The sequence below is a fragment of the Blautia sp. NSJ-175 genome (genome assembly GCF_022867815.1).
Classification (GTDB): Bacteria; Bacillota; Clostridia; order Lachnospirales; family Lachnospiraceae; genus Blautia; species Blautia celeris.
Map to the genome: position 1 here is coordinate 148,901 of NZ_JALIFQ010000008.1, position 23,534 is coordinate 172,434.

Here is a 23,534-nt window from a genome sequence, read left to right on the forward strand (position 1 = left end):
CAGAGGAGAACAACAGTGGAATTTACCCATTTACATGTACATACAGAGTACAGCCTGTTGGACGGTTCTAATAAAATAAATGAATATGTAGCCAGAGTAAAAGAACTGGGAATGGATAGTGCAGCCATAACGGACCACGGTGTCATGTTTGGCTGCATAGATTTTTATAGGGCGGCAAAAGCTGCAGGAATCAAGCCTATTCTGGGATGTGAAGTCTATGTGGCGCCCGGTTCCCGGTTTGACAAGGAGATTGGCAGAGAAGAGGACCGTTACTATCACCTGGTACTTTTAGCTGAAAACCAGGAGGGCTACCAGAATCTGATGAAGATCGTATCCACGGGTTTCGTGGACGGTTTTTATTACAAACCACGTGTAGACCTGGAGATTCTGGAAAAATACCATGAAGGAATTATTGCATTAAGTGCTTGCCTTGCAGGAGAAGTTGCAAGAGATATCACAAAAGGTTTTTATGAGGAGTCCAAAAAGGCGGCTCTGCGATATGAAGAAATTTTCGGAAAGGGGAATTTTTTCCTGGAACTGCAGGACCACGGTATACCGGAGCAGCACAGAGTGAATCAGCAGCTTGTGCGTATGAGCAGGGAGACGGGAATTGAACTGGTGGCTACCAATGATATCCACTATACCTACAGCACAGACGCGGAGGCCCATGACATTCTCCTGTGCGTGCAGACCGGCAAAAGGCTTCAGGACGAGGACAGAATGCGCTATGAGGGCGGCCAGTATTACGTGAAATCCGTGGAGGAGATGGCAGCTCTGTTTCCCTATGCACCGGAGGCTCTGGAAAATACCCACAAGATAGCCAAGCGCTGTAATGTGGAGATAGAATTCGGCGTGACAAAGCTTCCGAAATTCGATGTCCCGGAGGGCTATACAGCCTGGGAATACCTGAACAAGCTGTGTTTTGACGGGCTTGCCGAGAGATACAGCGGCAATATGGAAGAGCTGGAAGAGCGTCTGAACTATGAGCTTAATGTTATTAAGAATATGGGATATGTGGATTATTTCCTGATCGTATGGGATTTTATCCGGTATGCCAGGGACCACGATATCATTGTGGGACCGGGGCGTGGTTCCGCTGCAGGAAGCCTTGTGTCATACACTCTGGGAATCACCAAGCTGGACCCTATCAAATACAATCTGCTCTTTGAGCGTTTCCTGAATCCGGAACGTGTGTCCATGCCTGATATTGACGTGGACTTCTGCTTCGAGCGGAGGCAGGAGGTCATCGACTATGTGGTGGAGAAGTACGGCAAGGACCGGGTGGTGCAGATCGTCACCTTCGGTACCATGGCTGCCAGAGGTGTCATCCGGGATGTGGGCCGTGTTATGGACCTGCCCTATGCCCAGTGTGATGCTATCGCCAAGATGATCCCCACAGAGCTGAACATCACCATTGACAAGGCTATGAAGATGAATCCTGAGCTGAGGGGTCTCTATGAGGCGGATGAGACGGTGAAAAAGCTCATTGACATGAGCAAGAGGCTGGAGGGGCTTCCGAGACATACCTCCATGCACGCGGCGGGCGTGGTGATCAGCCAGAAGCCCGTAGTGGAGTATGTCCCCCTCTCCAGGGCATCCGATGGTTCCCTGGTGACGCAGTTTACCATGACCACGCTGGAAGAGCTGGGTCTTCTGAAGATGGACTTTCTGGGCCTGCGTACCCTGACGGTTATCCAGAATGCGGCAAAACTGGTGGCGCGTGACAAGGGTGTGGATTTGGATATGGACCACATAGACTATGATGACAAGAAAGTGTATGCCATGCTGGGAGCCGGTAAGACGGAAGGCGTGTTCCAGCTTGAGAGCGGCGGGATGACAAGCTTTATGAAGGAGTTAAAGCCCGGTAATCTGGAGGATGTCATTGCCGGAATCTCCCTATACCGTCCGGGCCCCATGGATTTTATCCCCCAGTATATCAGAGGAAAGAACAATCCCGGGAGCATCACATACGACTGTCCGGAGCTGGAGCCTATTCTGGATGCCACCTACGGCTGTATTGTATACCAGGAGCAGGTTATGCAGATCGTGCGGAGCCTGGGCGGCTATACCCTGGGAAGAAGTGATATGGTGCGCCGCGCCATGAGTAAGAAGAAAGCGTCCGTCATGGAGAAGGAGCGTCAGAACTTTGTCTACGGCAACGAGGACGAAGGGGTTCCCGGCTGCGTCAACCGGGGGATCAGCGAACAGGTGGCTAACAAGATCTATGACGAAATGATAGACTTTGCAAAATATGCTTTCAACAAATCCCATGCGGCAGCCTATGCGGTTGTGGCCTACCAGACCGCGTTTTTAAAATATTACTATCCCGTGGAATTTATGGCAGCCCTCATGACATCTGTGATCGACAATCCATCCAAGGTGTCTGAATATATCCTCTCCAGCAGAAGGATGGGAATCGACATTCTCCCCCCTGATATCAACAAGGGGGAAAGTTCCTTTTCTGTGGACGGAGGTTCCATACGTTACGGCCTTTCCGCCATTAAGAGCATCGGAAGACCTGTCATTGAGGGACTTGTGGAGGAGAGAAACCTGCGGGGAGAGTTTAAAACACTCCGGGATTTCATAGAGCGCATGTCCGGGCGTGACATAAATAAGCGGACCATAGAGAACTTCATCAAGGCAGGTGCATTTGACGGTATTCCCGGCAACCGACGCCAGAAGATGATGGTCTATGTACAGATACTGGATGCGGTGAACCAGGAGAAAAAAACTGCCATGACCGGGCAGATGAGCCTTTTTGACCTGGTCTCCGAGGAGGAAAAGGAAGCCTACGAGATCCGTATGCCGAATGTGGAGGAGTATCCCAAGGAAGCAAAACTGGCATTTGAAAAAGAAGTGCTGGGTGTGTATATCAGCGGTCATCCTCTGGAAGAATATGAACAGAGGTGGAGAAACAACATCACTGCAGTAACCACGGATTTCCTGCCTGATGATGAGACCGGAATGCCCAGGGTCATGGATAATTCCAAGGTCACTGTGGGCGGCATGATCACAGGCAAGACCATTAAATATACCAAGACCAACAAGGTAATGGCCTTCCTCACAGTGGAGGATCTTGTGGGAACCGTGGAGATTGTTGTTTTTCCAAGGGATTATGAGAAGAATGCCCAGCTCATGGAGGTGGACGACAAAGTATTTATCCAGGGAAGAGTGTCGGCGGAGGATGAAAAGGCCAGCAAACTGATCTGTGAAAATATACGTTCCTTTGACGATGTACCCAGTGAACTGTGGGTGCAGTTTGCCACAAAAGAGGATTTTCTGTCAGGTGAGGAAGAATTTTACAGGCTGTTGAATGACTCGGACGGAAGGGACTCTGTGGTGGTATATATCCGCTCTCCCAAGGCTGTAAAACGGCTCGGCCCGTCCAGGAATGTAAAGATAAATGGAGAACTTCTTGGCAAACTGTACGAAAAGTACGGCTCTGATAACGTAAAAGTTGTGGAAAAGAGTATTGAAAAACTTACCAAAATGCATTAAAATAAGGAAGATTAGAGGTAACTATTCAGATTGCTGAACAGTTTAAGATTAGAGGTCAAGAGGGAATCATGAAAATACAGTAATGGAGGAGAAAAATGGCTGCGAATAAAGAAATCAAGACAATCGGTGTTTTAACCAGCGGCGGGGATGCCCCGGGTATGAATGCTGCCATCCGTGCAGTTGTAAGACGAGGCCTGAGCCGCGGTATTAACATGAAAGGTGTTTTAAAGGGATATAACGGATTATTAAACGAAGAGATAATTGATTTGACAGCCGTGGACGTTTCCGATACCATCCAGAGAGGCGGTACGATTCTTTATACGGCACGCTGCGCAGAATTCCGTACAGAGGAAGGACAGAGACGCGGTGCTGAAGTGTGCAGAAAGCACGGAATTGACGGCCTTGTCGTGATCGGTGGTGACGGTTCCTTTGCCGGTGCGCAGAAGCTGGCCAATCTGGGAATCAATGCTGTAGGTGTTCCGGGAACCATCGACCTGGATATTGCATGTACGGAATATACGATCGGTTTTGATACCGCTGTGAATACAGCTATGGAAGCCATCGACAAAGTGCGTGATACCTCCACCTCACATGAGCGTGTCAGCATTATCGAAGTTATGGGAAGAAATGCCGGATATCTGGCACTGTGGTGCGGTATTGCCAACGGCGCCGAGGATGTTCTTCTTCCTGAAAAATATGACTATGACGAACAGCAGATTATAAATAATATTATTGATAACCGTAAAAAAGGCAAGAAGCATCATATTATTATCAATGCCGAGGGTATCGGACATTCTGAGGCAATGGCAAAGCGTATCGAGGCTGCCACAGGCATTGAGACAAGGGCCACCATACTGGGACACATGCAGCGAGGCGGAAGCCCTACATGTAAGGACCGTGTATATGCATCCATCATGGGCGCGAAAGCGGTGGATGTCCTGCTGGAAGGCAAGACCAAGAGAGTTATCGGTTACAAGAATGGCGAGTATGTGGATTTTGACATCAACGAGGCACTGGCTATGAAGAAAACCATTCCGGATTATCAGTTTGAGATCAGCTATTCTCTGTCACACAATTACAGCAAGAACGTATAAATTTTTTCCTGCCGCATATGGGACAGGAGTTAAGGTGTGTATATGAGAAAGATGCATGTTAGAAAGACAAAATTTAAAACTGCACAAATCATCGCGTTGGGATTTGCAGCCATTATCCTTCTGGGAGCACTGCTGCTTTCCCTTCCCATCGCGTGGGCACCGGGGCATCAGATTAAGTTCATCGATGCCCTTTTTACGTCCACGACTTCTATCTGCGTGACAGGACTGGTGACAGAGTCCACTTACGCGGCGTGGTCCGGGTTCGGGCATGTGGTCATCCTGTTCCTGATCCAGCTTGGAGGTTTCGGTGTCATAACCTGCGGGACCCTGGTGGTTCTGGCAATGGGAAAGCGTGTGAGCATCCGCAACAGGCGGCTGATCCAGGAATCCTACAATCTGGATACCCTGAAGGGACTGATCGCTCTTGTGCGTAAGATCGTACTGGGAACGCTTCTGGTGGAAGGTGTGGGAATGGTCTTCTATTCCTTTCAGTTTGTTCCCGAGTTCGGCATACAGAGGGGACTGCAGATCTCACTGTTCAACTCTGTGTCCGCGTTCTGTAATGCGGGTATGGATATCATCGGTGACAACAGCCTTGCAAATTATGCGGGCAGCCCTCTGGTGAATATTACAACTATGGCTCTCATTGTACTGGGCGGCATCGGCTACCTGGTCTGGTGGGATTTGATAAAATGCGCAAAACGGCTGTTTCGCAGGGAGATGGGCTTCCGGCAGGCGGTGAGGGCTTTGGAGCTGAACACGAAAATAGCGGTCACTGCTACGGTCATCCTGATCTTCGGCGGTGCGTTCCTGATCCTGATCCTGGAGTACAGAAATCCGGGAACTCTGGGTAATATGCCCTTCTGGGAAAAATGCATGGCTGCGGTCTTCCAGTCCGTGACCTGCAGGACAGCGGGCTTCTTTACGATTCCCCAGGAAAATCTTCAGGAGGCATCCGCTATGGTCTGTATGATCCTCATGTTCATAGGCGGCTCCCCTCTGGGTACAGCCGGCGGTGTGAAGACTACCACCATGGCAGCTCTGCTTCTGACCGGATCTTCCTTTTTCAAGGGTAAAGAGGATACTGAAGTATTCAACAGGAGAATCCCGGAGAACAACATCAGGACAGCCTGGGTGGTGCTTATGCTGGGGCTGGCTGTTGTGCTTACATCCACTATCGGGCTGGCGATCGCCACGGAGGGGATGGAGGAAGGCGCGTATCTGATCAATATTATGTACGAAGTGACTTCAGCGGGCGCTACCGTGGGGCTTTCCAGAGGGCTGACCCCTCTTCTTCCTGCGGCAGGCAAGCTCATCATCATACTTACTATGTATATCGGGCGTATCGGCCCCACAACTCTGGCGACAGCGCTTACCATTCACGGCGAGAAGAAACCTTCGGGTATGCATCTGCCGGACCAGAAAATATTTATCGGCTAGGAGAATGAGGATATGAAGAAAAAAACATTTGCAGTCATCGGTCTGGGAAAATTCGGCTACGCTGTGGCGGAGACACTGGCAAAATCCGGATATGAGGTTCTGGCAGTGGACGGGGACAATGAGAAGGTGCAGGCGATTGCCCCCTATGCCTCCTACCCCCTGTGTGCAGATGTAACGGAGCCGGGGGTGATGGAGTCTCTGGATTTTTCCAATGTGGATGTGGCAGTCATCGGTATTTCCGACCACATGGAGGCCAGCATTATAGCCACATTGTACGCAAAGGAAGCCGGGGTATCCTATGTCCTGGTCAAGGCAAACGGCGTGCTCCACGGGCATATTCTGAAGAAGATCGGCGCGGATGAAGTGATCTTTCCGGAATACAATACAGGTGTGCGGGTTGCCAAGAATTTTATTTCCGGAAGATTCAAGGACTTCTTTGAGCTGTCGGATGAGGTGAGCATGGTGGAAATGCATGTGCCGGATACCTGGGTGGGCAAAAGCCTGATTGAACTGGACCTGCGCGGGCGTTACGGAATCAACGTGATCGCCATCAAGGAAGGGGAGAACGTCACTATTGAGATGAATCCACAGGAACCGCTCAGGGCAGGACAGACTCTCGGAATCGTAGGCAAGAATGAGATCCTTTCCAGGCTCAGCGAGACCAATTATCAGGATTGAGGTATTCCATATGATTACAAGCATGTCAAACGCACAGATAAAACACATACAGCAGCTTATGAAAAAAGCCAAAGCCCGCCGGGAAAGCGGGCTTTTTGTGGTGGAAGGTATGAAAATGTTCCGGGAGGCGCCAAAGGATAGGATCGAAAAGGTATATGCATCCACATCCTTTCTGGAATCCGGGGACAACCGGGCAGTTTTGGAAGAAAAAGGTTTCGGGAGTGAAAGTCCGGACATGGAGGTAGTGGATGACAAGGTGTTCCGCTCCCTTTCCGATACGGTGACGCCCCAGGGGATTCTCTGTCTGGTCAGACAGGTGGATACCCCTCTTTCCTCCATGCTGGAGGCGCGGCAGCCTCTGCTCATGATATTGGAAGATCTGCAGGACCCGGGCAATCTGGGGACAATCCTGCGCACAGGGGAAGGCGCAGGTGTCTCCGGTGTTATCTTGAATAAGAACTGTGTGGATTTATATAACCCCAAAGTGATTCGCTCCACTATGGGTTCCGTGTACCGTATGCCTGTGCTGACAGTGGACAGCATATCGGATATCCTGCCGGAACTGAAAAAGCAGGGTGTGCGGACATATGCGGCCCATCTGCGGGGGGAACATTTTTACGACCAGGAGGATTTCAGGGGAAAGACAGCCTTCTTTATAGGAAATGAGGGAAACGGATTGTCTGATGAATTGTCCGGTCAGGCTGACTGCCTCATTAAAATCCCCATGCAGGGACAGGTAGAATCCCTGAATGCAGCTATGGCTGCCGGGATACTCATGTATGAGACATCAAGACAGAGAAGAAAGGTTCTGTAAAGGCGGAGATATCCGTTTTTACAGAACCTTTTTTTGTTGTGATGCCATGTACATTTTTCAGTACAAGCAATATATCGTTCAAATGCTGCAAAAAACGATTCGCTTTCTGTAAATATCTACAATTTGTTACAAAAATTACCCGCTTGACAATAAAATGTAATCTTGATACAATATGTTCGTAACAAAAATTAATAAATTTGTAACAAATAAAAACAAATGGACTGATAGGAGGCCCTTTTTTATGAAAGAAAGAATGCGACGTATTTTATGCTGTATGGGAACTGCAGGTGTTATGACAGTTATGATGGCGGTTCCGGCAATGGCAGCAGACGTTACGGAAGATAATCAGAATATAGAAGTGATGCAGGAAGCAGAACAGACAGAGACTGACGTCCAGGATACAGAGGACGGACAGGATGCAGATATGCAGGAGAATGAGGAAGCACAGACTGAGGATACACAGGATGACAGCTGGAGCGATAAAGTCGCGGCAAATGTTCTTACATATGCCAATATCCGTGAAGGGGCAGATGTGAGCAGCCAGTGTATCGGCAGACTTCCCTCCGGAGCTGTGGCAACTGTAGTCGGAAATGATGAGGGATGGCTGCAGGTGACTTCCGGGGAAGTCAATGGATATATCCGAGAAGATTTGGTGGTTTCCGGTGACGAAGCCAGAAATTTATATGAAGCTATGTATGGAGCAGGTGATATCTCTGTGGAGGCCGTGACTGTGGATGCAGAGGCAGAAGCGGCAGCAGAGGCAGCAGCCCGGGCCGTACAGGCATCTGCCGAGGCGGAACAGCCGGAGCAGGGACAGGCAGCAGAGGAGACAGAGGCGGACAACGCACAGGCAGCAGCCCAGGAAGTATCCGTCTCAACATCAGATCTTGACCTGATGGCAGCGATCATTGAATGTGAAGCAGGCGGTGAATCTTATGAAGGAAAGGTCGGCGTCGGTGCTGTCATCATGAACCGCATCAGAAGCGGGGAGTTTCCAAATACATTATCAGAAGTCATCTACCAGAGCGGCCAGTTTGAACCGACTTGGACGGGCAAACTGTCAAACGTACTCTCACGGGGAGCAAGTGAGGCATGTTATGCGGCCGCTCAGGATGTCTTCGCAGGAGCAAATACAATCGGAGACCGTCTTTTCTTCCACGCAGGAGGCGGAAGCGGTCTGACTATTGGAAATCAGACATTTTACTAAAATATTTGAGCAAGAGCGGAACGGGGAGAACCTGTTCCGTTCTTTTTTTATGAGAAACATTGTCCTGCAGGTTAATGTGTATTAGAATGAAGTGCAAAGGAGAGGAAAATATGCTGATTCAGATAGTAGAGGATGACAGGGCATTAAGTGACGGAATCGTCCTGGCGCTTGGGGAACAGGGGACGGAGTTTGTACAGTGCACAGGTGTAAAATCCGCGGAGAAAGTTTACAGGGAGCAGAGTCCGGATCTGATCATTCTGGACATCAACCTGCCGGACGGGAGCGGATATGATTACCTGAAATGGGTCCGCAGCCGGGCGGATACCCCTGTACTCATGCTTACTGCCAATGATATGGAGATGGACGAAGTTATGGGACTGAGCCTGGGAGCGGATGATTATATGACAAAACCCTTCAGCCTGGCTGTTCTTCGTGCGAGGATCCGGGTACTGCTCCGCAGGCAGCAAAAAGCGAGGCCGGAGCGTTTTGAGTTTGATGGTTTTATCTTGGATTTCGGTGGCCTCATTTTTGAAAAGAGAGGGCAGGAAATATCACTCAGCAAAAATGAACAGAGACTGCTCAGACTTTTTCTGGAGAATGAGGGCAGGGTTCTGACCCGTTCCGTGCTTGTGGACAGGCTCTGGACGGACGGCGCGGAGTATGTGGATGAGAATGCCCTCTCTGTCACGATTAACAGACTGCGGGGCAAGCTGGAGGACAAGAGGGAAGGCATTACCTATATACAGACCGTGTATGGGCAGGGATATGTGTGGAGACGTGAAAGGGCAGGTGAGTAAGTCCATGCTGAGGATCAGAAAGACGAGAAAAGTGGAGGAGATGCTGGACGCAGCCCTCTCAGGCAGTTTCCGGGAATCCGACTACGATGAGTCGGAGCTTTCCAGGGTGGAGACAAAGTGGAAGCGGTTTTTGAGCACTTCCGCGCTGTCAAGAGAGCACCTGGAGAGGGAGAAGGAGAATGTGAAAAGCCTGGTATCCGACATTTCCCATCAGACCAAAACGCCGGTTGCCAATATCAGGCTCTATACAGAGCTGCTGAGAGAACGGCTTTGCCGGGAGGAGGATACACCGGAAAGGCAGCAGGAGATCCGGATGGCTGAGGAGATAGCAAAACAGGCGGAAAAGCTGGATTTCCTCATACAGTCCCTGACGAAGATGTCCAGACTTGAGAGCAATATTCTGGAGGTCCGGCCAAAGGAACAGGACCTGGGAAAGCTTCTGGAGGAATGTATTGCGGATGTGGCGCCAAAGGCGGAGAAGAAACAGATACAGGTTATCAACAACTGTGTGGATAACATCACAGCATTTTATGATTTCAAGTGGACAAAGGAGGCGCTTTACAATGTGCTGGACAATGCGGTGAAATATTCCCGGCCGGGAGGTAAGATCACGCTCTCAGTGACAGAATATGAGCTGTATACTGCTGTCTCTGTGAGAGATGAGGGTATCGGGATCGCGGAGGAGGACACAGCCGGAATCTTCCGGCGGTTTTACAGAGCTGAGTCAGTACAGCAGGAGGACGGGGTAGGAATCGGGCTTTATCTTACCAGGGAAATATTGAGAAAACAGAACGGGTATATTAAGGTGAAATCCACGCAGGGGAAAGGATCGGAGTTTTTTCTTTACCTTAAGCGCGGCAGGATATAACAGATTTTATGAGAATTAAAAATGCCCGGGAGAGAAACCATGGGGGCGGTTTTCTCCCGGACATTCCGGGGAACGGCTGTGTTACCGGATGCTGTGGTTATATCATAATATATTTACAGATAAACAGCACAGCCAGTATATACATCAGAAGGCTGATCTTCTTTTCCTTTGCCTTTCCGGATACAAGGTTGATGACCACGTAGGAGATAACGCCAAAGGAGATTCCTTCGGAGATACTGTACATAAACGGCATTGCGATAATACAGATGAATGCCGGGATCGCTTCTGTGAAGTCCTCAAAATTGATCTTCGTGATGGATGTCAGCATCAGGAAGCCTACAATGATCAGCGCCGGTGCCGTTGCAAAGGACGGAATAGCCAGAAAGATAGGTGACAGGAACAGGGAGAGGCCGAATAAAAGGGCCGCTGTCAGACTTGTAAGTCCTGTACGTCCGCCTTCTGCTACGCCGGAAGCACTTTCCACGAAAGTGGTGGTTGTGGAGGTACCGAGAACCGCACCGGCAGCGGTACCGACAGCGTCTGCCATGAGAGCGCCTTTGATCTTCGGAAGCTTTCCGTTTTCATCCAGCATGTCAGCCTTGGAAGCTACACCGATCAGAGTGCCCAGTGTATCGAACATATCCACGAACAGGAATGCGAACATGATGACTACAAAGTCCATGGTAAACACTTTTGAGAAATCCATATGCATAAAAGTAGGAGCTATGCTGGGGATGGAAATACCGTTGGAGAAATCCGGCAGCAGGCTGTAGAAGCCGGCTTCTGGATTGGGCACATAAATCCCTGCAAACTGGCAGAGGATACCAAGGATCCAGGTACTCAGAATGCCCCACAGGATATTTCCCTTTATATTCTTCACAAGAAGAATGGCTGTGATCAAAAGTCCGATGAGGGCTAACAGCACGGTAATACCCTCAGACTGAAAAGTCCCGTTTTTGATGGAACTCTTAAAGGAAAACAGGGTGACAAGTGTTGAGGAGTCCACAACGATCTTGGCATTCTGAAGTCCTATAAATGCAATGAACAGGCCGATACCTACGGATACCGCATGTTTCAGATTCATGGGTATGGCGTTGAATATAGCCTCACGCACATTGGTCAGCGACAGTACGATGAAGATGATACCTTCCACAAATACCGCGCTCAGTGCCATCTGCCAGGAAAATCCCATGCCCATAACAACCGTATAGGTAAAATACGCGTTCAGCCCCATGCCGGGAGCCAATACAAAAGGATAGTTGGACAGCGCTGCCATCAGACAGGTAGCGATAAAGGATGCCAGGGCGGTAGCTGTAAAGACCGCACCCCGGTCCATACCGGATTCTGAAAGGATATTGGGATTTACGGCAAGGATGTACGCCATGGTCATGAATGTGGTGACACCAGCCAGAATCTCAGTCTTAACGTCCGTGTGATTTTCTTTTAAATGAAATATTTTTTCTAAACTCATAAATTTTCCTCCTGCCTCCACTCATTATACGAGCTAATGTTATTTTTTATGGATGAACCGCCGCCGGGTCGTTATAGTTCTGCCTCCTTTCCTTTAAAAAATTCCGTAAAAAATACTACCGGTCATAAACTGCTGATTTCCGGCACAATTCCTCATCCGGAAATTTATAGGCAGCTATTACGGTAGCTGGTAGAGACGCCCATCCAATTATGAGCCTATATAAACTTCACAAATATTTTATTTCCATAAAAAATTTATTAAGACTTTATAATGCTAGCATACTACATTTTTAACGGAAAGGCAATAGGAGAATGAAATTTTCTATAATCATCAAGTACCGGCAGCCGCAATTCTTTCACAAGTGTTAGATTTCCGAAATAATGTGGAAAGAATAAAATGATAGGATAAGGACAGTAAAAAAAATTACTTGCCTGTCCCTGCAGATACACATGATACGGGCAGCAGAAAGGTGAAGATATGGAAGTATTGAAGACAGAAGCACTCAGAAAATATTACGGTACAGGGGATAACCTTGTAAAGGCCCTGGACGGCGTGGACATGGCTGTGGAGCGGGGCGAATTCCTGGCGGTGGTGGGGACCAGCGGGAGCGGGAAATCCACGCTGCTGCACATGCTGGGCGGTTTGGACCGTCCCTCCTCCGGTAAGGTCTATGTGGATGACAAGGATATCTCCCGGCTCAAGGAAGATTCCCTGTGCATCTTCCGCAGACGCAAGATCGGTTTTATTTTCCAGAGCTATAACCTGGTACCTGTTCTGAACGTGTATGAGAATATTGTTCTGCCCATCGAACTTGACGGAAATGACGTGGATAAAAGTTATGTAAATCAAATAGTGGAGGTGCTTGGCCTGGGGAGCAAGCTGAACAGTCTGCCCAGCCAGCTCTCCGGCGGACAGTAGCAGAGAGTTGCCATTGCCAGAGCGCTTGCCACAAAGCCTGCCATTATTCTGGCTGACGAGCCTACCGGAAACCTGGATTCCCATACCAGCCAGGATGTACTGGGACTGCTTAAAGTGACGGGTGAGAAATTCGGACAGACCATAGTTATGATCACTCACAATGAAGAGATTGCTCAGATGGCTGACCGCATCATCCGCATAGAGGACGGAAGAATCGTAAAGGGCGGTGAGGCAGATGCGTAAAGTCAAGAACCGGAAAGCCATCCGCCGCGTGGCTGACAGGACCAGAAAGGCAGCCAAGAGCAGAAACCTCATTGCTGTTCTTGCCATAGCCCTGACTGCCCTGCTTTTTACCTCGGTCTTTACCATCGGCGGAAGTATTGTGGAGAAGCAGCAGGAGGCCACCATGCGCCAGGTGGGAGGAAGCGCCCACGGCGGATTCAAATACCTGACACAGGAAGAGTACGATATAGTCAAAAAGGATAAGAAGTTAAAAGAAGTGTCCTATCGGATCGTGGTAGGCGAAGCTGTGAACGAGTCGCTGAAAAAACTGAGAACAGAAATAGGATATTACGAGGATTTGGAAGCAAAGTTCAGCTTTTGCTATCCTGAGGAAGGGCGCATGCCGGAGGCTGCGGATGAGATTGTCACCAGCGACCTGGTTTTAAAAGCCATGGGCATACCCTGCGAAGTCGGGCAAAAAGTCCCTCTCAAGTTTACAGTCAGTGACAGGGAATACGAGCGGACTTTTACACTTACCGGCTATTTCAAGGGAGATACCATTTCCATGTCCCAGATCATGCTGGTGTCCAGAGAACTGGCGGATGAGCTGGCGCCCACACCCACGGTTTCCGCCATGGGAAGCAATATAGACGCATCCGGTTATACGGGAAGGATCATGGCGGATTTTAATTTTCGTAATAGTTTTGATCTGACCGGGAAGATGGAGGCGCTGGCAGAGAGGTGCGGATTCCCCAAGGATACAGTAAGCGATGGAATCAACTGGGCCTACATGGGAATGGATATCAATATAGAAGATATGCTTCCTGTGGCTGCCCTTCTGCTGGTGATCCTGATATCCGGCTACCTGATCATCTACAACATTTTCTATATCAATGTGTTTCATGATATCCGTCGGTACGGTCTTTTGAAGACCATCGGCACAACGGGCAGACAGCTCAGGAAGATTGTGCGCAGACAGGCCTATATGCTCTGTCTGTACGGCATTCCTCTGGGTCTTTTGCTGGGCGGTGTGACAGGAAAATGGATACTTCCCATTGTGATGCAAAATCTGGTGTTTTCCAGTACAGCGGATACGAAGGTGACTTTAAAACTGTGGATCTTTGCTGCCTCCGCTGTTTTTTCCCTTCTGACGGTCTATATAAGCTGCATTAAACCGTGCCGTATCGCATCCTCCGTCTCACCTGTGGAGGCTGTACGGTATACGGAAGGACAGAACAGCAAAGCGGCCGGGAAAAAGGGCAGGAAGACAAAGAAGGTAAAGCCCTGGACCATGGCGGCAGCCAATATGCAGAGAAATAAAAAGAAAGTTGTCATTGTGACCACCTCCCTCTCTCTGGGACTGGTGCTGTTGAACAGTGTCTACGGGCTTGTAAGCGGATTTGATATGGATAAATTCATTGCCTCCGCCACGGTCAGCGATTATTCCGTATATGAAGCCGGTCTTGATAACCCTACGATCATTGATAAACCGGTGGAGGGTGTGACAAGAGAATTTCTGGATGTGCTGTCAGAGCAGAGCGGGGTGGAGGAAATCTCCAATGTTTACATGAATTATATAAATCAACCTAATTTTACGGAGGAAGAGCGGTCTGCGTTTAATAAGAAAATACTGCAGAATCCAAAGGCACAGCCATATCTGGGAAAATATTTTGCAGAGGAAGCCTACCAGGAATCCATTGCAAACGGCACCTTTGACATTATAGACGGCAAAATATTCGGAATCGGACGCCTCATCTATGAGAAGATGGAACTCTCGGAGGGGGAACTGGACTGGGAGAAGTTTAAAACAGGAAAATACGTGATAACCTCAAAGTTCGGACATCTGGGCCCGGATGAGAACCGGATCAATTATTACGAAGTCGGAGACAAAGTGACGGTCCGCCTGGATGACGGCAGCAGCAGAGAGTATGAGGTGATGGCTGTAGGGGATCTGCCCTATGCCTGCGGACTTCAGTCCTATGGTGTATTTGAATATAATTTCGTACTTCCTGACCGGGAATACCTGGATTTTATCGGAGACAGGCTGCCCATGAGAACACTTTTCAATGTGGAAAAGGACAAAGAGGCTGACATGGAAAAATGGCTTTCCAACTACTGCGAAAATGTAAATGCAGACCTGGATTATACGTCAAAAGCCACAGTAGCCGCAGAGTTTGAGGAAGATAAAGATATGTACGTCATAGTTGGCGGGCTTCTGTCACTGATCCTGGCGGCCATTGGTGTTTTAAACTTTATCAATACCATGGTGACGTCAGTCCTGTCCAGAAAGCAGGAGTTTGCCATGATGGAGGCAGTGGGGATGACCGGGACACAGCTCCGCCGGATGCTGGGATGTGAAGGCCTTCTGTACGCGCTTTTTACAGGCGCAGCGTCCGTCATATTAGGCGGGATACTGAATGCCACAGCGATCCGCGGCTTAGGAGACGCTCTTTTCTTCTATAGCTGGAGATTTACGGTCACACCCATACTGCTCTGTCTCCCGGTTCTCGTACTGGTTGTGCTTGCGGTTCCCGCGCTGTGTTATAGGAGTATGTGCAGGACAAGCGTGACGGAAAGAATGAGAAAAGCGGAATAAAAATATTGTTATTTTCAGTCTTTTACGATATAATATCAACAAATGGATATATTATTCGTAAAGGACTGATTTTTTTTACCTGAAATCATCCGGAAAGGAGAGATGGGTATGTTGACATTCTTTACAGCTTTTACAGCAGGTTCCATAGCAGTGATGTGGCTGATCCTTTTGGGGGTGCTTCTGGTGGTTGAGATCATCACCCTGGGGCTTACAACCATCTGGTTTGCGGGAGGAGCACTGGCCGCGTTTCTTGCAGCACTGGCAGGCGGACCTTTATGGCTGCAGATCATACTGTTTTTTGCGATCTCTATACTCCTGCTTATTTTTACCAGGCCGATAGCAATAAAGTACATGAACAAAAATGTATCAAAGACAAATGTAGACAGTCTTCCCGGCGAAAAGGCCGTGGTTATAAAAACCATAGATAATCTGAGAGGTACCGGGCAGGCTGTGGTAAATGGACTGGAATGGTCCGCTAAATCCAAGGACGAAACAATTATCGATGAAGGAAAAGTCGTGAGAATTGTGGCGGTCGAGGGAGTAAAGCTAATTGTAGAGGAGGAAAAATAATATGAATGTAGGAACAGTATTACTGATTATTGCGGTTATACTTCTGCTTATCGTGATAGCGTCCTGTATCAGGATCGTGCCCCAGGCACACGCCATGATCATTGAACGCCTGGGAATGTATAAGGAGACATGGGGAACAGGACTTCACTTTAAAATTCCGTTTGTTGACAGGATCGCAAAACGTGTGAATCTGAAAGAGCAGGTTGTGGACTTTGCACCGCAGCCGGTCATCACAAAAGATAATGTTACCATGAGGATTGATACGGTTGTATTCTTCCAGATCACAGACCCGCGTCTGTTTGCCTATGGTGTGGAGAATCCCATCATGGCAATTGAGAATCTGACAGCCACTACACTGCGTAACATCATTGGTGATATGGAACTGGACGCTACCCTGACCTCCAGGGAGATCATTAATACCAAGATGCGTGCGTCTCTGGACGTGGCAACGGACCCGTGGGGAATCAAAGTAAACCGCGTGGAACTGAAAAATATCATTCCGCCGGCAGCCATTCAGGAGGCCATGGAGAAACAGATGAAGGCAGAGCGTGAACGCCGTGAATCCATTCTGAGAGCAGAAGGTGAGAAAAAATCCACTATTCTGGTAGCAGAAGGTAAGAAAGAATCTGCAATCCTGGATGCGGAGGCTGAGAAACAGGCAGCTATTCTCCGTGCAGAGGCTGAGAAGGAAAAGAAGATCAAGGAAGCTGAAGGCCAGGCGCTGGCAATTCTGAAGGTACAGCAGGCAAAAGCAGATGGTATCCGTTTTATTAAAGACGCAGGTGCAGATCAGAGCGTACTGACGATCAAGAGCCTGGAGGCATTTGAAGCGGCAGCGGACGGCAAGGCGACAAAAATCATAATTCCGTCTGATATCCAGGGAATCGCAGGTCTTGCGGCATCTCTGAAAGAGATCGTCACAGATAAAGAAAACTAACTTCCGGCGGGCATTTACTGTCGGGCATGATAAAGACAGAGGGGCAGTTGCAGATATGTGACAGCCCCTCTGCGGCATTTTATTAGCAGGGTGATTGTGTGCAGGGCAGGGTGAAAAATCCAGGATGCAGACTGCATCATAGGTAAGAGGAGGCATCAGTCATGAAACCGGTAATTGACCTTACAAAGGAATATGGTCTTGTTCTGGAGGGCGGCGGCGCAAAGGGTGCATACCAGATCGGCGCATGGAAAGCCATGCGGGAAGCGGGCGTGAAGATCAAAGGCATTGCAGGCACCAGCGTGGGGGCACTGAACGGCGCCCTGATCTGCATGGATGATCTGACCAATGCGGAGAAGGTCTGGGAAAATATTTCCTACTCCAGCATTATGTCTGTGGAAGATGAGAAAATGGAGCTTTTGTTCCATCAGAAGAAGCTGGATGTGGATATGCTGAAGAGCGCCTTTGATTTTATGAAAGAGGGCGGTATTGATGTGACGCCGCTGAAGGAGCTGATCGCGGAATGTATTGATGAGGAGAAGATCATCCATTCCCCTGTGGATCTGTATGTCCTGACCTTCAATGTGGATGATAAGAAAGAGCTGGATATTGATGTGAAGCAGTGTGACCCGGAGCTTATTAAGGATTTTTTGCTGGCAAGCGCCTATATTTTTCCGCTGTTTAAGAATGAACGTCTTCACGGCAAACGCTACATTGACGGCGGAGCCATCAACAATGTACCCTTAAGTTCCCTGGTGGACCGTGGATACGAAAATATTATTATGGTAAGGATTTTCGGAATCGGACGGGAGAAGAAGGTAAAGATTCCCGAAGAAACCACAATTTATACAGTGGCTCCCAAAGTGAGCCTGGGAAGCATCATAGATTTTGACAGAAGAAAAAGCAGGCGACATATGAAACTCGGGTATTATGACACCATGCGCTTAATATACGGGCTGAGGGGAAAAATATATTATATTGATGAATCAGAAGAAGAGTGTTATTATTTAAAGCAGTTGACAGACTTAGATGATTTGGTCTTTGAATATCTGATGGATACGTACCAGCTTTCCAGAGACCCCAGTCTGTTTCTGCGTAATATGACAGAGGTGATCCTGCCGGTTCTGGCGGAGGAGATGAAGCTCTCCAAGGACTGGAATTACCGGGAATTGTATCTGGCTTTACTGGAGGCAACCGCAAAGCTGTGCAGGGTATCAAAATACAGGATCTATACGCTGGAGCAGCTTCAGGAAGCAGTGTATGGGAAGCTGTACCGGCTGCATGGTATGGATATTCCTGCATTTGTACAGGTGATTTCCAGGGATGTTCTGATTTGACTAAAGAGATACGCGGCTGGGCCGTGGTAAATGAGGAGGATAAGTAAGATGGATTTAAAAGGACGCAGTTTTCTGACACTGAAGGATTTTACGGCTGAGGAAATTGAATATCTGATTGATTTGGCGGCTGAGCTAAAGGAAAAGAAAAAACAGGGAGTTCCCGTTGACACATTAAAGGGCAGAAATGTAGCTCTTATCTTTGAAAAGACCAGCACCAGGACTCGCTGTTCCTTTGAGGTGGCAGCCCACGACCTGGGAATGGGAACCACCTATCTGGACCCAAAAGGCTCCCAGATTGGCAAGAAAGAGAGTATTCGTGACACTGCCAGGGTTCTGGGAAGAATCTATGACGGAATTGAATACCGCGGATTCGGACAGGAGATTGTGGAAGAGCTGGCAAAATACGCAGGTGTGCCTGTGTGGAACGGCCTGACAAACGAATACCACCCCACACAGATGCTGGCTGACCTTCTGACTATCCGGGAACACCTGGGCAGAGTGAAGGGCGTAAAACTGGTATACATGGGTGATGCGCGCTACAACATGGGAAATTCCCTGATGATCCTCTGTGCCAAGATGGGAATGCATTTTGTTGCCTGCGCACCGAAGAAATACTTCCCAAATGATGCGCTTGTAAAAGAGTGTGAGGCATTTGCCCAGAAATCCGGCGGTACCATCACACTTACGGAAGATGTGGAAACAGGGACAAAGGATGCGGATGTGATCTATACCGATGTATGGGTGTCCATGGGTGAACCGGATGAAGTCTGGGAAGAGCGTATCCGTGAGCTGACCCCGTACAAGGTGACCGCCGAGGTTATGGAGAACGCGGGAAGTGAGGCGATATTCCTGCACTGCCTGCCTGCATTCCATGATCTGGAGACCACCATCGGAAAAGAGATGGGACAGCGCTTCGGTCTGACAGATATGGAAGTGACAGATGAAGTATTCGAATCTGCACAGTCTGTCGTTTTCGATGAGGCGGAGAACCGTATGCATACGATCAAAGCTGTAATGGCAGCGACTTTGGGGGCATAAGGACAGATGGAACTAAAGACCGTATGGCTGGGAAAACCGTGGAATTTTGCTGAGGAGACAGATTCCACCAATGACTGGGCAAAAAGAGAAGCCGGGAAGGGTGCGCCTCACGGCGCGGTCTTCCTGGTGAGAAACCAGACAAAAGGAAAAGGAAGAAGGGGCAGAAGCTGGGCAGATCCCAAGGGGAGCGGTCTTGCCATGTCCCTGCTTCTGCGTCCGGATATGCCCCCCGAGCGTGCTCCCATGATGACAGTGCTCATGGGGCTTTCCGCGGCACAGGCAGTGGCGGATGTGACAGGCAGGACAGCGCAGATCAAATGGCCCAATGACCTTGTCATGTCAGGGAAAAAACTCTGCGGAATCCTCACGGAAATGTCCATGGAGGGAGGGAAAATATCCCATGTGGTCATCGGAGTGGGTATTAACCTCACAGAGGAGAAGTTCCCTGAGGAGATAAAGGACAAGGCCACATCCCTGAAGCTGGAGTGCGGCCGGGCACCGGAGACGGATGTGATGGCAGCAGCGATTCTGGAGCGTTTTGAGGCGAATTATGAGCGCTTTTTAGAAGCAGGGAATCTGCGGCCTTTTCAGAAGGAATATGACAGGCTTCTTGCCAGCAGAGGACGGGAAGTAAAGGTTATGGAAAAAGAACGGGAGCTTGTGGGAACCTGTCTGGGTATTGATGAGGCAGGGGAGCTTCTTGTGCAGACCCCGGGAGGTGCCTGTGAGACCATTTTTGCAGGTGAAGTATCTGTGCGGGGGCTGTATGGATATGTATAGTTGTGGTAACTGTTCAGTCAGGTCTGCGCATTTACTGCGCTGACCGTGCAAAAGAGTAGTGGTGGCAGGTATTCGCCCCATCGCGAAGCGATTTTTAATGGGCGAATACCCGTAACGATTCAGCTGGCTGAATAGTTACTAGTTATGATGTATAAGACGGATGGTATAAGGAGAGTTTATGTATAAGGATAAGATAGTGCTGTGCGGCGCCAGTGCCTATGAGCATAAATACTACTTTAATGAGGATTTTTCCGCACTTCCCCAGTCTGTGCAGGATGAGCTGCATATTATGTGCGTGCTTTACACAGAGGAGATCGGTGGAGTGCTGACACTGGAATTTGACGAGGACGGCAGTCTGGAGTTCAAGACAGAAGCTCTGGAATCAGATGCCATGTACGATGATATAGGAAGTGTGCTGCGGATCAAGCAGATCAGAGCAGACAAACAGGAACTGCTGGAATCGCTGGAACTCTACTACAGGGTATTTTTCCTGGGAGAAGATGTGGAGGAAACCCTGAATGAAGGGGAGGAATAGAATATGCTTTTAGTGATCGATGTGGGCAATACCAATATTACCCTGGGCGTGTTTGACGGGGAGGAGTTAAAAGGAACCTTCCGCATGACGACCAGACAGAACCGCACTTCGGATGAGTACGGTATTCTCATGTGCAATATGCTGGAATACCGTGGAATTTCCAAAGACGCGGTAAAAGATGCCATTATCAGCTCCGTTGTGCCGGATGTTATGCATTCTTTGGCAAGCGGCGTCATAAAATATTTTAACACCTATCCGCTGCATGTGGGACCCGGATGTAAGACAGGCATCCGTGTAACATCTGTGAACCCCAAGGAGATTGGGGCGGACAGGATTGTGGACGCTGTGGCTGCCTATGAACTGTACGGCGGACCTGTTCTTGTCCTTGATTTTGGGACAGCCACCACGTATGACCTGATCACAGAGGACGGATGCTTTGTGGCGGGCATCACCTCCCCCGGCATTGAGATCAGCGCAAAAGCATTGTGGCAGGATGCTGCCAAGCTTCCGAAGATCGCCATAGAGAAGCCGGCGTCCATCCTGGCTAAGGAGACCATCACCAGTATGCAGGCAGGGCTTGTGTACGGATATATCGGGCAGGTGGAATACATTATCAGGAAAGTAAAGGAAGAATCAGGGATAGAGAACCTGAAAGTAGTGGCAACCGGAGGACTGGGCAAGATCATTGCAGATGAGACGGATATGATCGACGTGTACGATACACAGCTTACGCTGACCGGTCTCAGGATCATTTTTGAAAAAACGAAGAAGAGCAGAGGTTAATATGAAACTCACAATCGGAAATGTAACTCTTGAGAACAACCTGATACTCGCACCCATGGCAGGAGTCACGGACCTGCCATTTCGTTTGCTCTGCAAAGAGCAGGGCGCAGGACTTCTCTGCACGGAGATGGTCAGCGCAAAGGCCATTTATTTTAAGAATAAGAATACAAAGAGCCTGATGCAGATCCTTCCCCGGGAGCGGCCTGTCTCCCTGCAGCTTTTCGGTTCAGAACCGGAGCTGATGGGATTTATCGCTCAGCAGATAGAAGAACAGCCCTTTGACATCCTGGACATCAACATGGGCTGCCCGGTTCCGAAAGTAGTCAATAACGGGGAAGGTTCTGCCCTTATGAAAAATCCGAAACTGGTGGGAGAGATTGTGAAAAAAGTCGCATCCTCTATTCAGAAACCACTGACGGTCAAGATCAGAAAGGGATTTACCGAGGACTGCGTCAATGCGGTGGAAATCGCTAAGATCATAGAGGATGCAGGTGCGGCAGCAGTTGCAGTGCACGGCAGGACCAGAGAACAGTATTATTCCGGCAGGGCGGACTGGGATATCATCCGCAGGGTAAAGGAAGCAGTCTCCATTCCGGTTATCGGCAACGGGGATGTGGATTCACCGAAGAGTGCAAAGCGCCTGTTGGAGGAGACAGGGTGTGACGGCATTATGATCGGCCGTGCGGCCAGAGGAAATCCATGGATATTCAGCAGGATACGGTCTTATCTGGAGAACGGCACCATGCCGGATGAGCCCTCCTCTTCGGATGTCAGGGAGATGATTTTGAAACATGCACGTCTGCAGCTTGAGTATAAAGGGGAGTATACCGGTATGCGGGAGATGAGAAAGCATGTTGCGTGGTATACAGCGGGAATGCCTCACTCGGCATCTGTCAGACGGAAGGTGAATGAAATAGAGACGTATGAGCAGCTTGAGAGGCTTGTGGAGATGTTTTGATGTTTTGTTTGTGGCTTAAGCGGACGTCATGCGGGCATGGGTATCTCTCATGCAGACACCCGCAACGCTCAGTCAAGCTAACCGTTAACTGCAACTAAGAGCACTCGGGAGAGCCCTCGTGTCTAAGTTTCCGTAAACGGTGGATCTTGCCTTCGCTAAGGACGCGGGAATGCCTGCATGAGAGATACCCATGCCCGCATGACTGTGTGTTTAGGGCGAAAGCTTCTGGAGATTCAAAGTGATAGTGTGATAGTGCGATAGTGGGTAGTAGTGCAGGCTATGTGAAGTGTTATGGATTATTTGTCAAGAATGTGAAAATGTAAGAATATGAGATTGTTCTTGACATTCTGGTGGGTTTTTCTTATAATATTATGACTGTTAGGTTAATGAAACCTGAAAAAGATGGATTATACTGGGAGAAGAATATGGGATTCTGTCCGGCTTTGTGCCCTGCAGACCCTCTTCTTACTTTATAATATAGAAGAAAGGGTGTATAAAAATGGAAGAGAAGAAAAATATTCTTACGTATGCGGGACTGAAAAAATTAGAGGATGAGCTTCATGATTTGAAGGTATACAAAAGAAAAGAAGTAGCCGGTAAGATCAAAGAGGCCAGAGAGCAGGGTGACCTGTCTGAGAATGCAGAGTACGATGCGGCTAAAGACGAGCAGCGCGATATCGAAGCAAGAATCGAAGAAATTGAAAAAATCCTGAAAAATGCTGAGGTCGTAGTGGAAGATGAAGTGGATCTGGCTACCATCAGTGTTGGATGTAAGGTAAAAGTATATGATGTGGAATTTGAAGAGGAGATTGAATTCAAAATCGTAGGTTCCACAGAGGCAAACAGCCTGGAAGGCAAGATCTCCAATGAGTCTCCGGTAGGAAAAGCCTTGATCGGAGCTAAAAAAGGACAGACCGTACAGGTAGAGATGCCTTCCGGAGTTATGGAATATAAGGTTCTGGAGATTGAAAGAAACATATAGATGAAGGAGAGTGT

19 protein-coding genes, 1 pseudogene and 1 riboswitch are annotated in these 23,534 nt (G+C 48.9%); of the genes and pseudogenes, 19 read left to right on the forward strand and 1 reads right to left on the reverse strand.

Annotated elements, in window-relative coordinates:
• The first annotated feature begins 15 nt into the window (after nt 1–15).
• From MUB35_RS14535 to MUB35_RS14570, 8 genes are all read left to right on the forward strand, one after another.
• Nucleotides 16–3,498 (forward strand): DNA polymerase III subunit alpha, encoded by a 3,483-nt coding sequence (locus MUB35_RS14535; RefSeq protein ID WP_148391813.1) that lies wholly within the window; start codon nt 16–18, stop codon nt 3,496–3,498.
• A 95-nt stretch (nt 3,499–3,593) separates the two neighbouring features.
• Complete coding sequence (gene pfkA / locus MUB35_RS14540; protein WP_033143329.1) at nt 3,594–4,592, forward strand: 6-phosphofructokinase; 999 nt, start codon at nt 3,594–3,596, stop codon at nt 4,590–4,592.
• A gap of 42 nt (nt 4,593–4,634) precedes the next feature.
• On the forward strand, nt 4,635–6,032 hold the full coding sequence (locus MUB35_RS14545; RefSeq protein ID WP_033143330.1) for a TrkH family potassium uptake protein: 1,398 nt from the start codon (nt 4,635–4,637) through the stop codon (nt 6,030–6,032).
• Between the two features lie 12 nt (nt 6,033–6,044).
• On the forward strand, nt 6,045–6,710 hold the full coding sequence (locus tag MUB35_RS14550; RefSeq protein WP_103731894.1) for a potassium channel family protein: 666 nt from the start codon (nt 6,045–6,047) through the stop codon (nt 6,708–6,710).
• A gap of 10 nt (nt 6,711–6,720) precedes the next feature.
• Nucleotides 6,721–7,524 (forward strand): TrmH family RNA methyltransferase, encoded by an 804-nt coding sequence (locus MUB35_RS14555; protein WP_103731893.1) that lies wholly within the window; start codon nt 6,721–6,723, stop codon nt 7,522–7,524.
• Nucleotides 7,525–7,765: 241 nt separating this feature from the next.
• Nucleotides 7,766–8,731, forward strand: a complete 966-nt coding sequence (locus MUB35_RS14560; RefSeq protein WP_244806412.1) for a cell wall hydrolase — start codon at nt 7,766–7,768, stop codon at nt 8,729–8,731.
• Nucleotides 8,732–8,841: 110 nt separating this feature from the next.
• Nucleotides 8,842–9,528 (forward strand): response regulator transcription factor, encoded by a 687-nt coding sequence (locus MUB35_RS14565; protein ID WP_244806413.1) that lies wholly within the window; start codon nt 8,842–8,844, stop codon nt 9,526–9,528.
• Nucleotides 9,529–9,532: 4 nt separating this feature from the next.
• Nucleotides 9,533–10,396 carry a sensor histidine kinase gene (locus MUB35_RS14570; RefSeq protein WP_244806414.1) on the forward strand — a complete coding sequence of 288 codons (864 nt, stop codon included), beginning with the start codon at nt 9,533–9,535 and terminating at the stop codon, nt 10,394–10,396.
• Nucleotides 10,397–10,493: 97 nt separating this feature from the next.
• Here the strand turns inward: MUB35_RS14570 and MUB35_RS14575 are convergent, their stop codons facing one another.
• Nucleotides 10,494–11,867, reverse strand: a complete 1,374-nt coding sequence (locus MUB35_RS14575; RefSeq protein WP_033143335.1) for an NCS2 family permease — start codon at nt 11,865–11,867, stop codon at nt 10,494–10,496.
• A 147-nt stretch (nt 11,868–12,014) separates the two neighbouring features.
• Nucleotides 12,015–12,110: riboswitch (purine riboswitch) on the reverse strand.
• A 234-nt stretch (nt 12,111–12,344) separates the two neighbouring features.
• Here MUB35_RS14575 and MUB35_RS14580 point away from each other — a divergent pair.
• The 11 genes and pseudogenes from MUB35_RS14580 (at nt 12,345) to greA (ending at nt 23,520) form a co-directional block, all read left to right on the forward strand.
• A pseudogene (locus MUB35_RS14580) lies at nt 12,345–13,028 on the forward strand (ABC transporter ATP-binding protein).
• The gene (locus MUB35_RS14585) at nt 13,021–15,603 is read left to right on the forward strand and encodes an ABC transporter permease (protein ID WP_244806415.1); all 2,583 of its coding nucleotides are present in this window, start codon (nt 13,021–13,023) and stop codon (nt 15,601–15,603) included. The pseudogene MUB35_RS14580 and the gene MUB35_RS14585 overlap by 8 nt, the downstream one beginning before the upstream one ends.
• Nucleotides 15,604–15,711: 108 nt before the next feature.
• The gene (locus tag MUB35_RS14590; RefSeq protein WP_244806416.1) at nt 15,712–16,173 is read left to right on the forward strand and encodes an NfeD family protein; all 462 of its coding nucleotides are present in this window, start codon (nt 15,712–15,714) and stop codon (nt 16,171–16,173) included.
• Between the two features lies 1 nt (nt 16,174).
• Nucleotides 16,175–17,110: an SPFH domain-containing protein gene (locus MUB35_RS14595; RefSeq protein WP_033143338.1), complete on the forward strand. Its 936-nt coding sequence runs from the start codon at nt 16,175–16,177 to the stop codon at nt 17,108–17,110.
• 161 nt (nt 17,111–17,271) lie between these two features.
• Entirely contained in the window at nt 17,272–18,444 is a 1,173-nt protein-coding gene (locus tag MUB35_RS14600; RefSeq protein WP_244806417.1) for a patatin-like phospholipase family protein, read from the forward strand.
• A 48-nt stretch (nt 18,445–18,492) separates the two neighbouring features.
• Complete coding sequence (gene argF / locus MUB35_RS14605) at nt 18,493–19,482, forward strand: ornithine carbamoyltransferase (protein ID WP_244806418.1); 990 nt, start codon at nt 18,493–18,495, stop codon at nt 19,480–19,482.
• A gap of 6 nt (nt 19,483–19,488) precedes the next feature.
• A complete protein-coding gene (locus MUB35_RS14610) occupies nt 19,489–20,262 on the forward strand; it encodes a biotin--[acetyl-CoA-carboxylase] ligase (RefSeq protein WP_244806419.1) in 774 nt (257 codons plus the stop codon).
• 178 nt (nt 20,263–20,440) lie between these two features.
• Nucleotides 20,441–20,797, forward strand: a complete 357-nt coding sequence (locus tag MUB35_RS14615) for a DUF6145 family protein (protein WP_033140857.1) — start codon at nt 20,441–20,443, stop codon at nt 20,795–20,797.
• A gap of 3 nt (nt 20,798–20,800) precedes the next feature.
• Nucleotides 20,801–21,580, forward strand: coding sequence for a type III pantothenate kinase (locus MUB35_RS14620; RefSeq protein ID WP_033140858.1), 780 nt, complete (start codon nt 20,801–20,803; stop codon nt 21,578–21,580).
• 1 nt (nt 21,581) lies between these two features.
• The gene (gene dusB, locus MUB35_RS14625) at nt 21,582–22,538 is read left to right on the forward strand and encodes a tRNA dihydrouridine synthase DusB (RefSeq protein ID WP_186971073.1); all 957 of its coding nucleotides are present in this window, start codon (nt 21,582–21,584) and stop codon (nt 22,536–22,538) included.
• A gap of 499 nt (nt 22,539–23,037) precedes the next feature.
• Nucleotides 23,038–23,520 (forward strand): transcription elongation factor GreA, encoded by a 483-nt coding sequence (gene greA / locus MUB35_RS14630; protein ID WP_033140860.1) that lies wholly within the window; start codon nt 23,038–23,040, stop codon nt 23,518–23,520.
• The last annotated feature ends 14 nt before the right edge of the window (nt 23,521–23,534 follow it).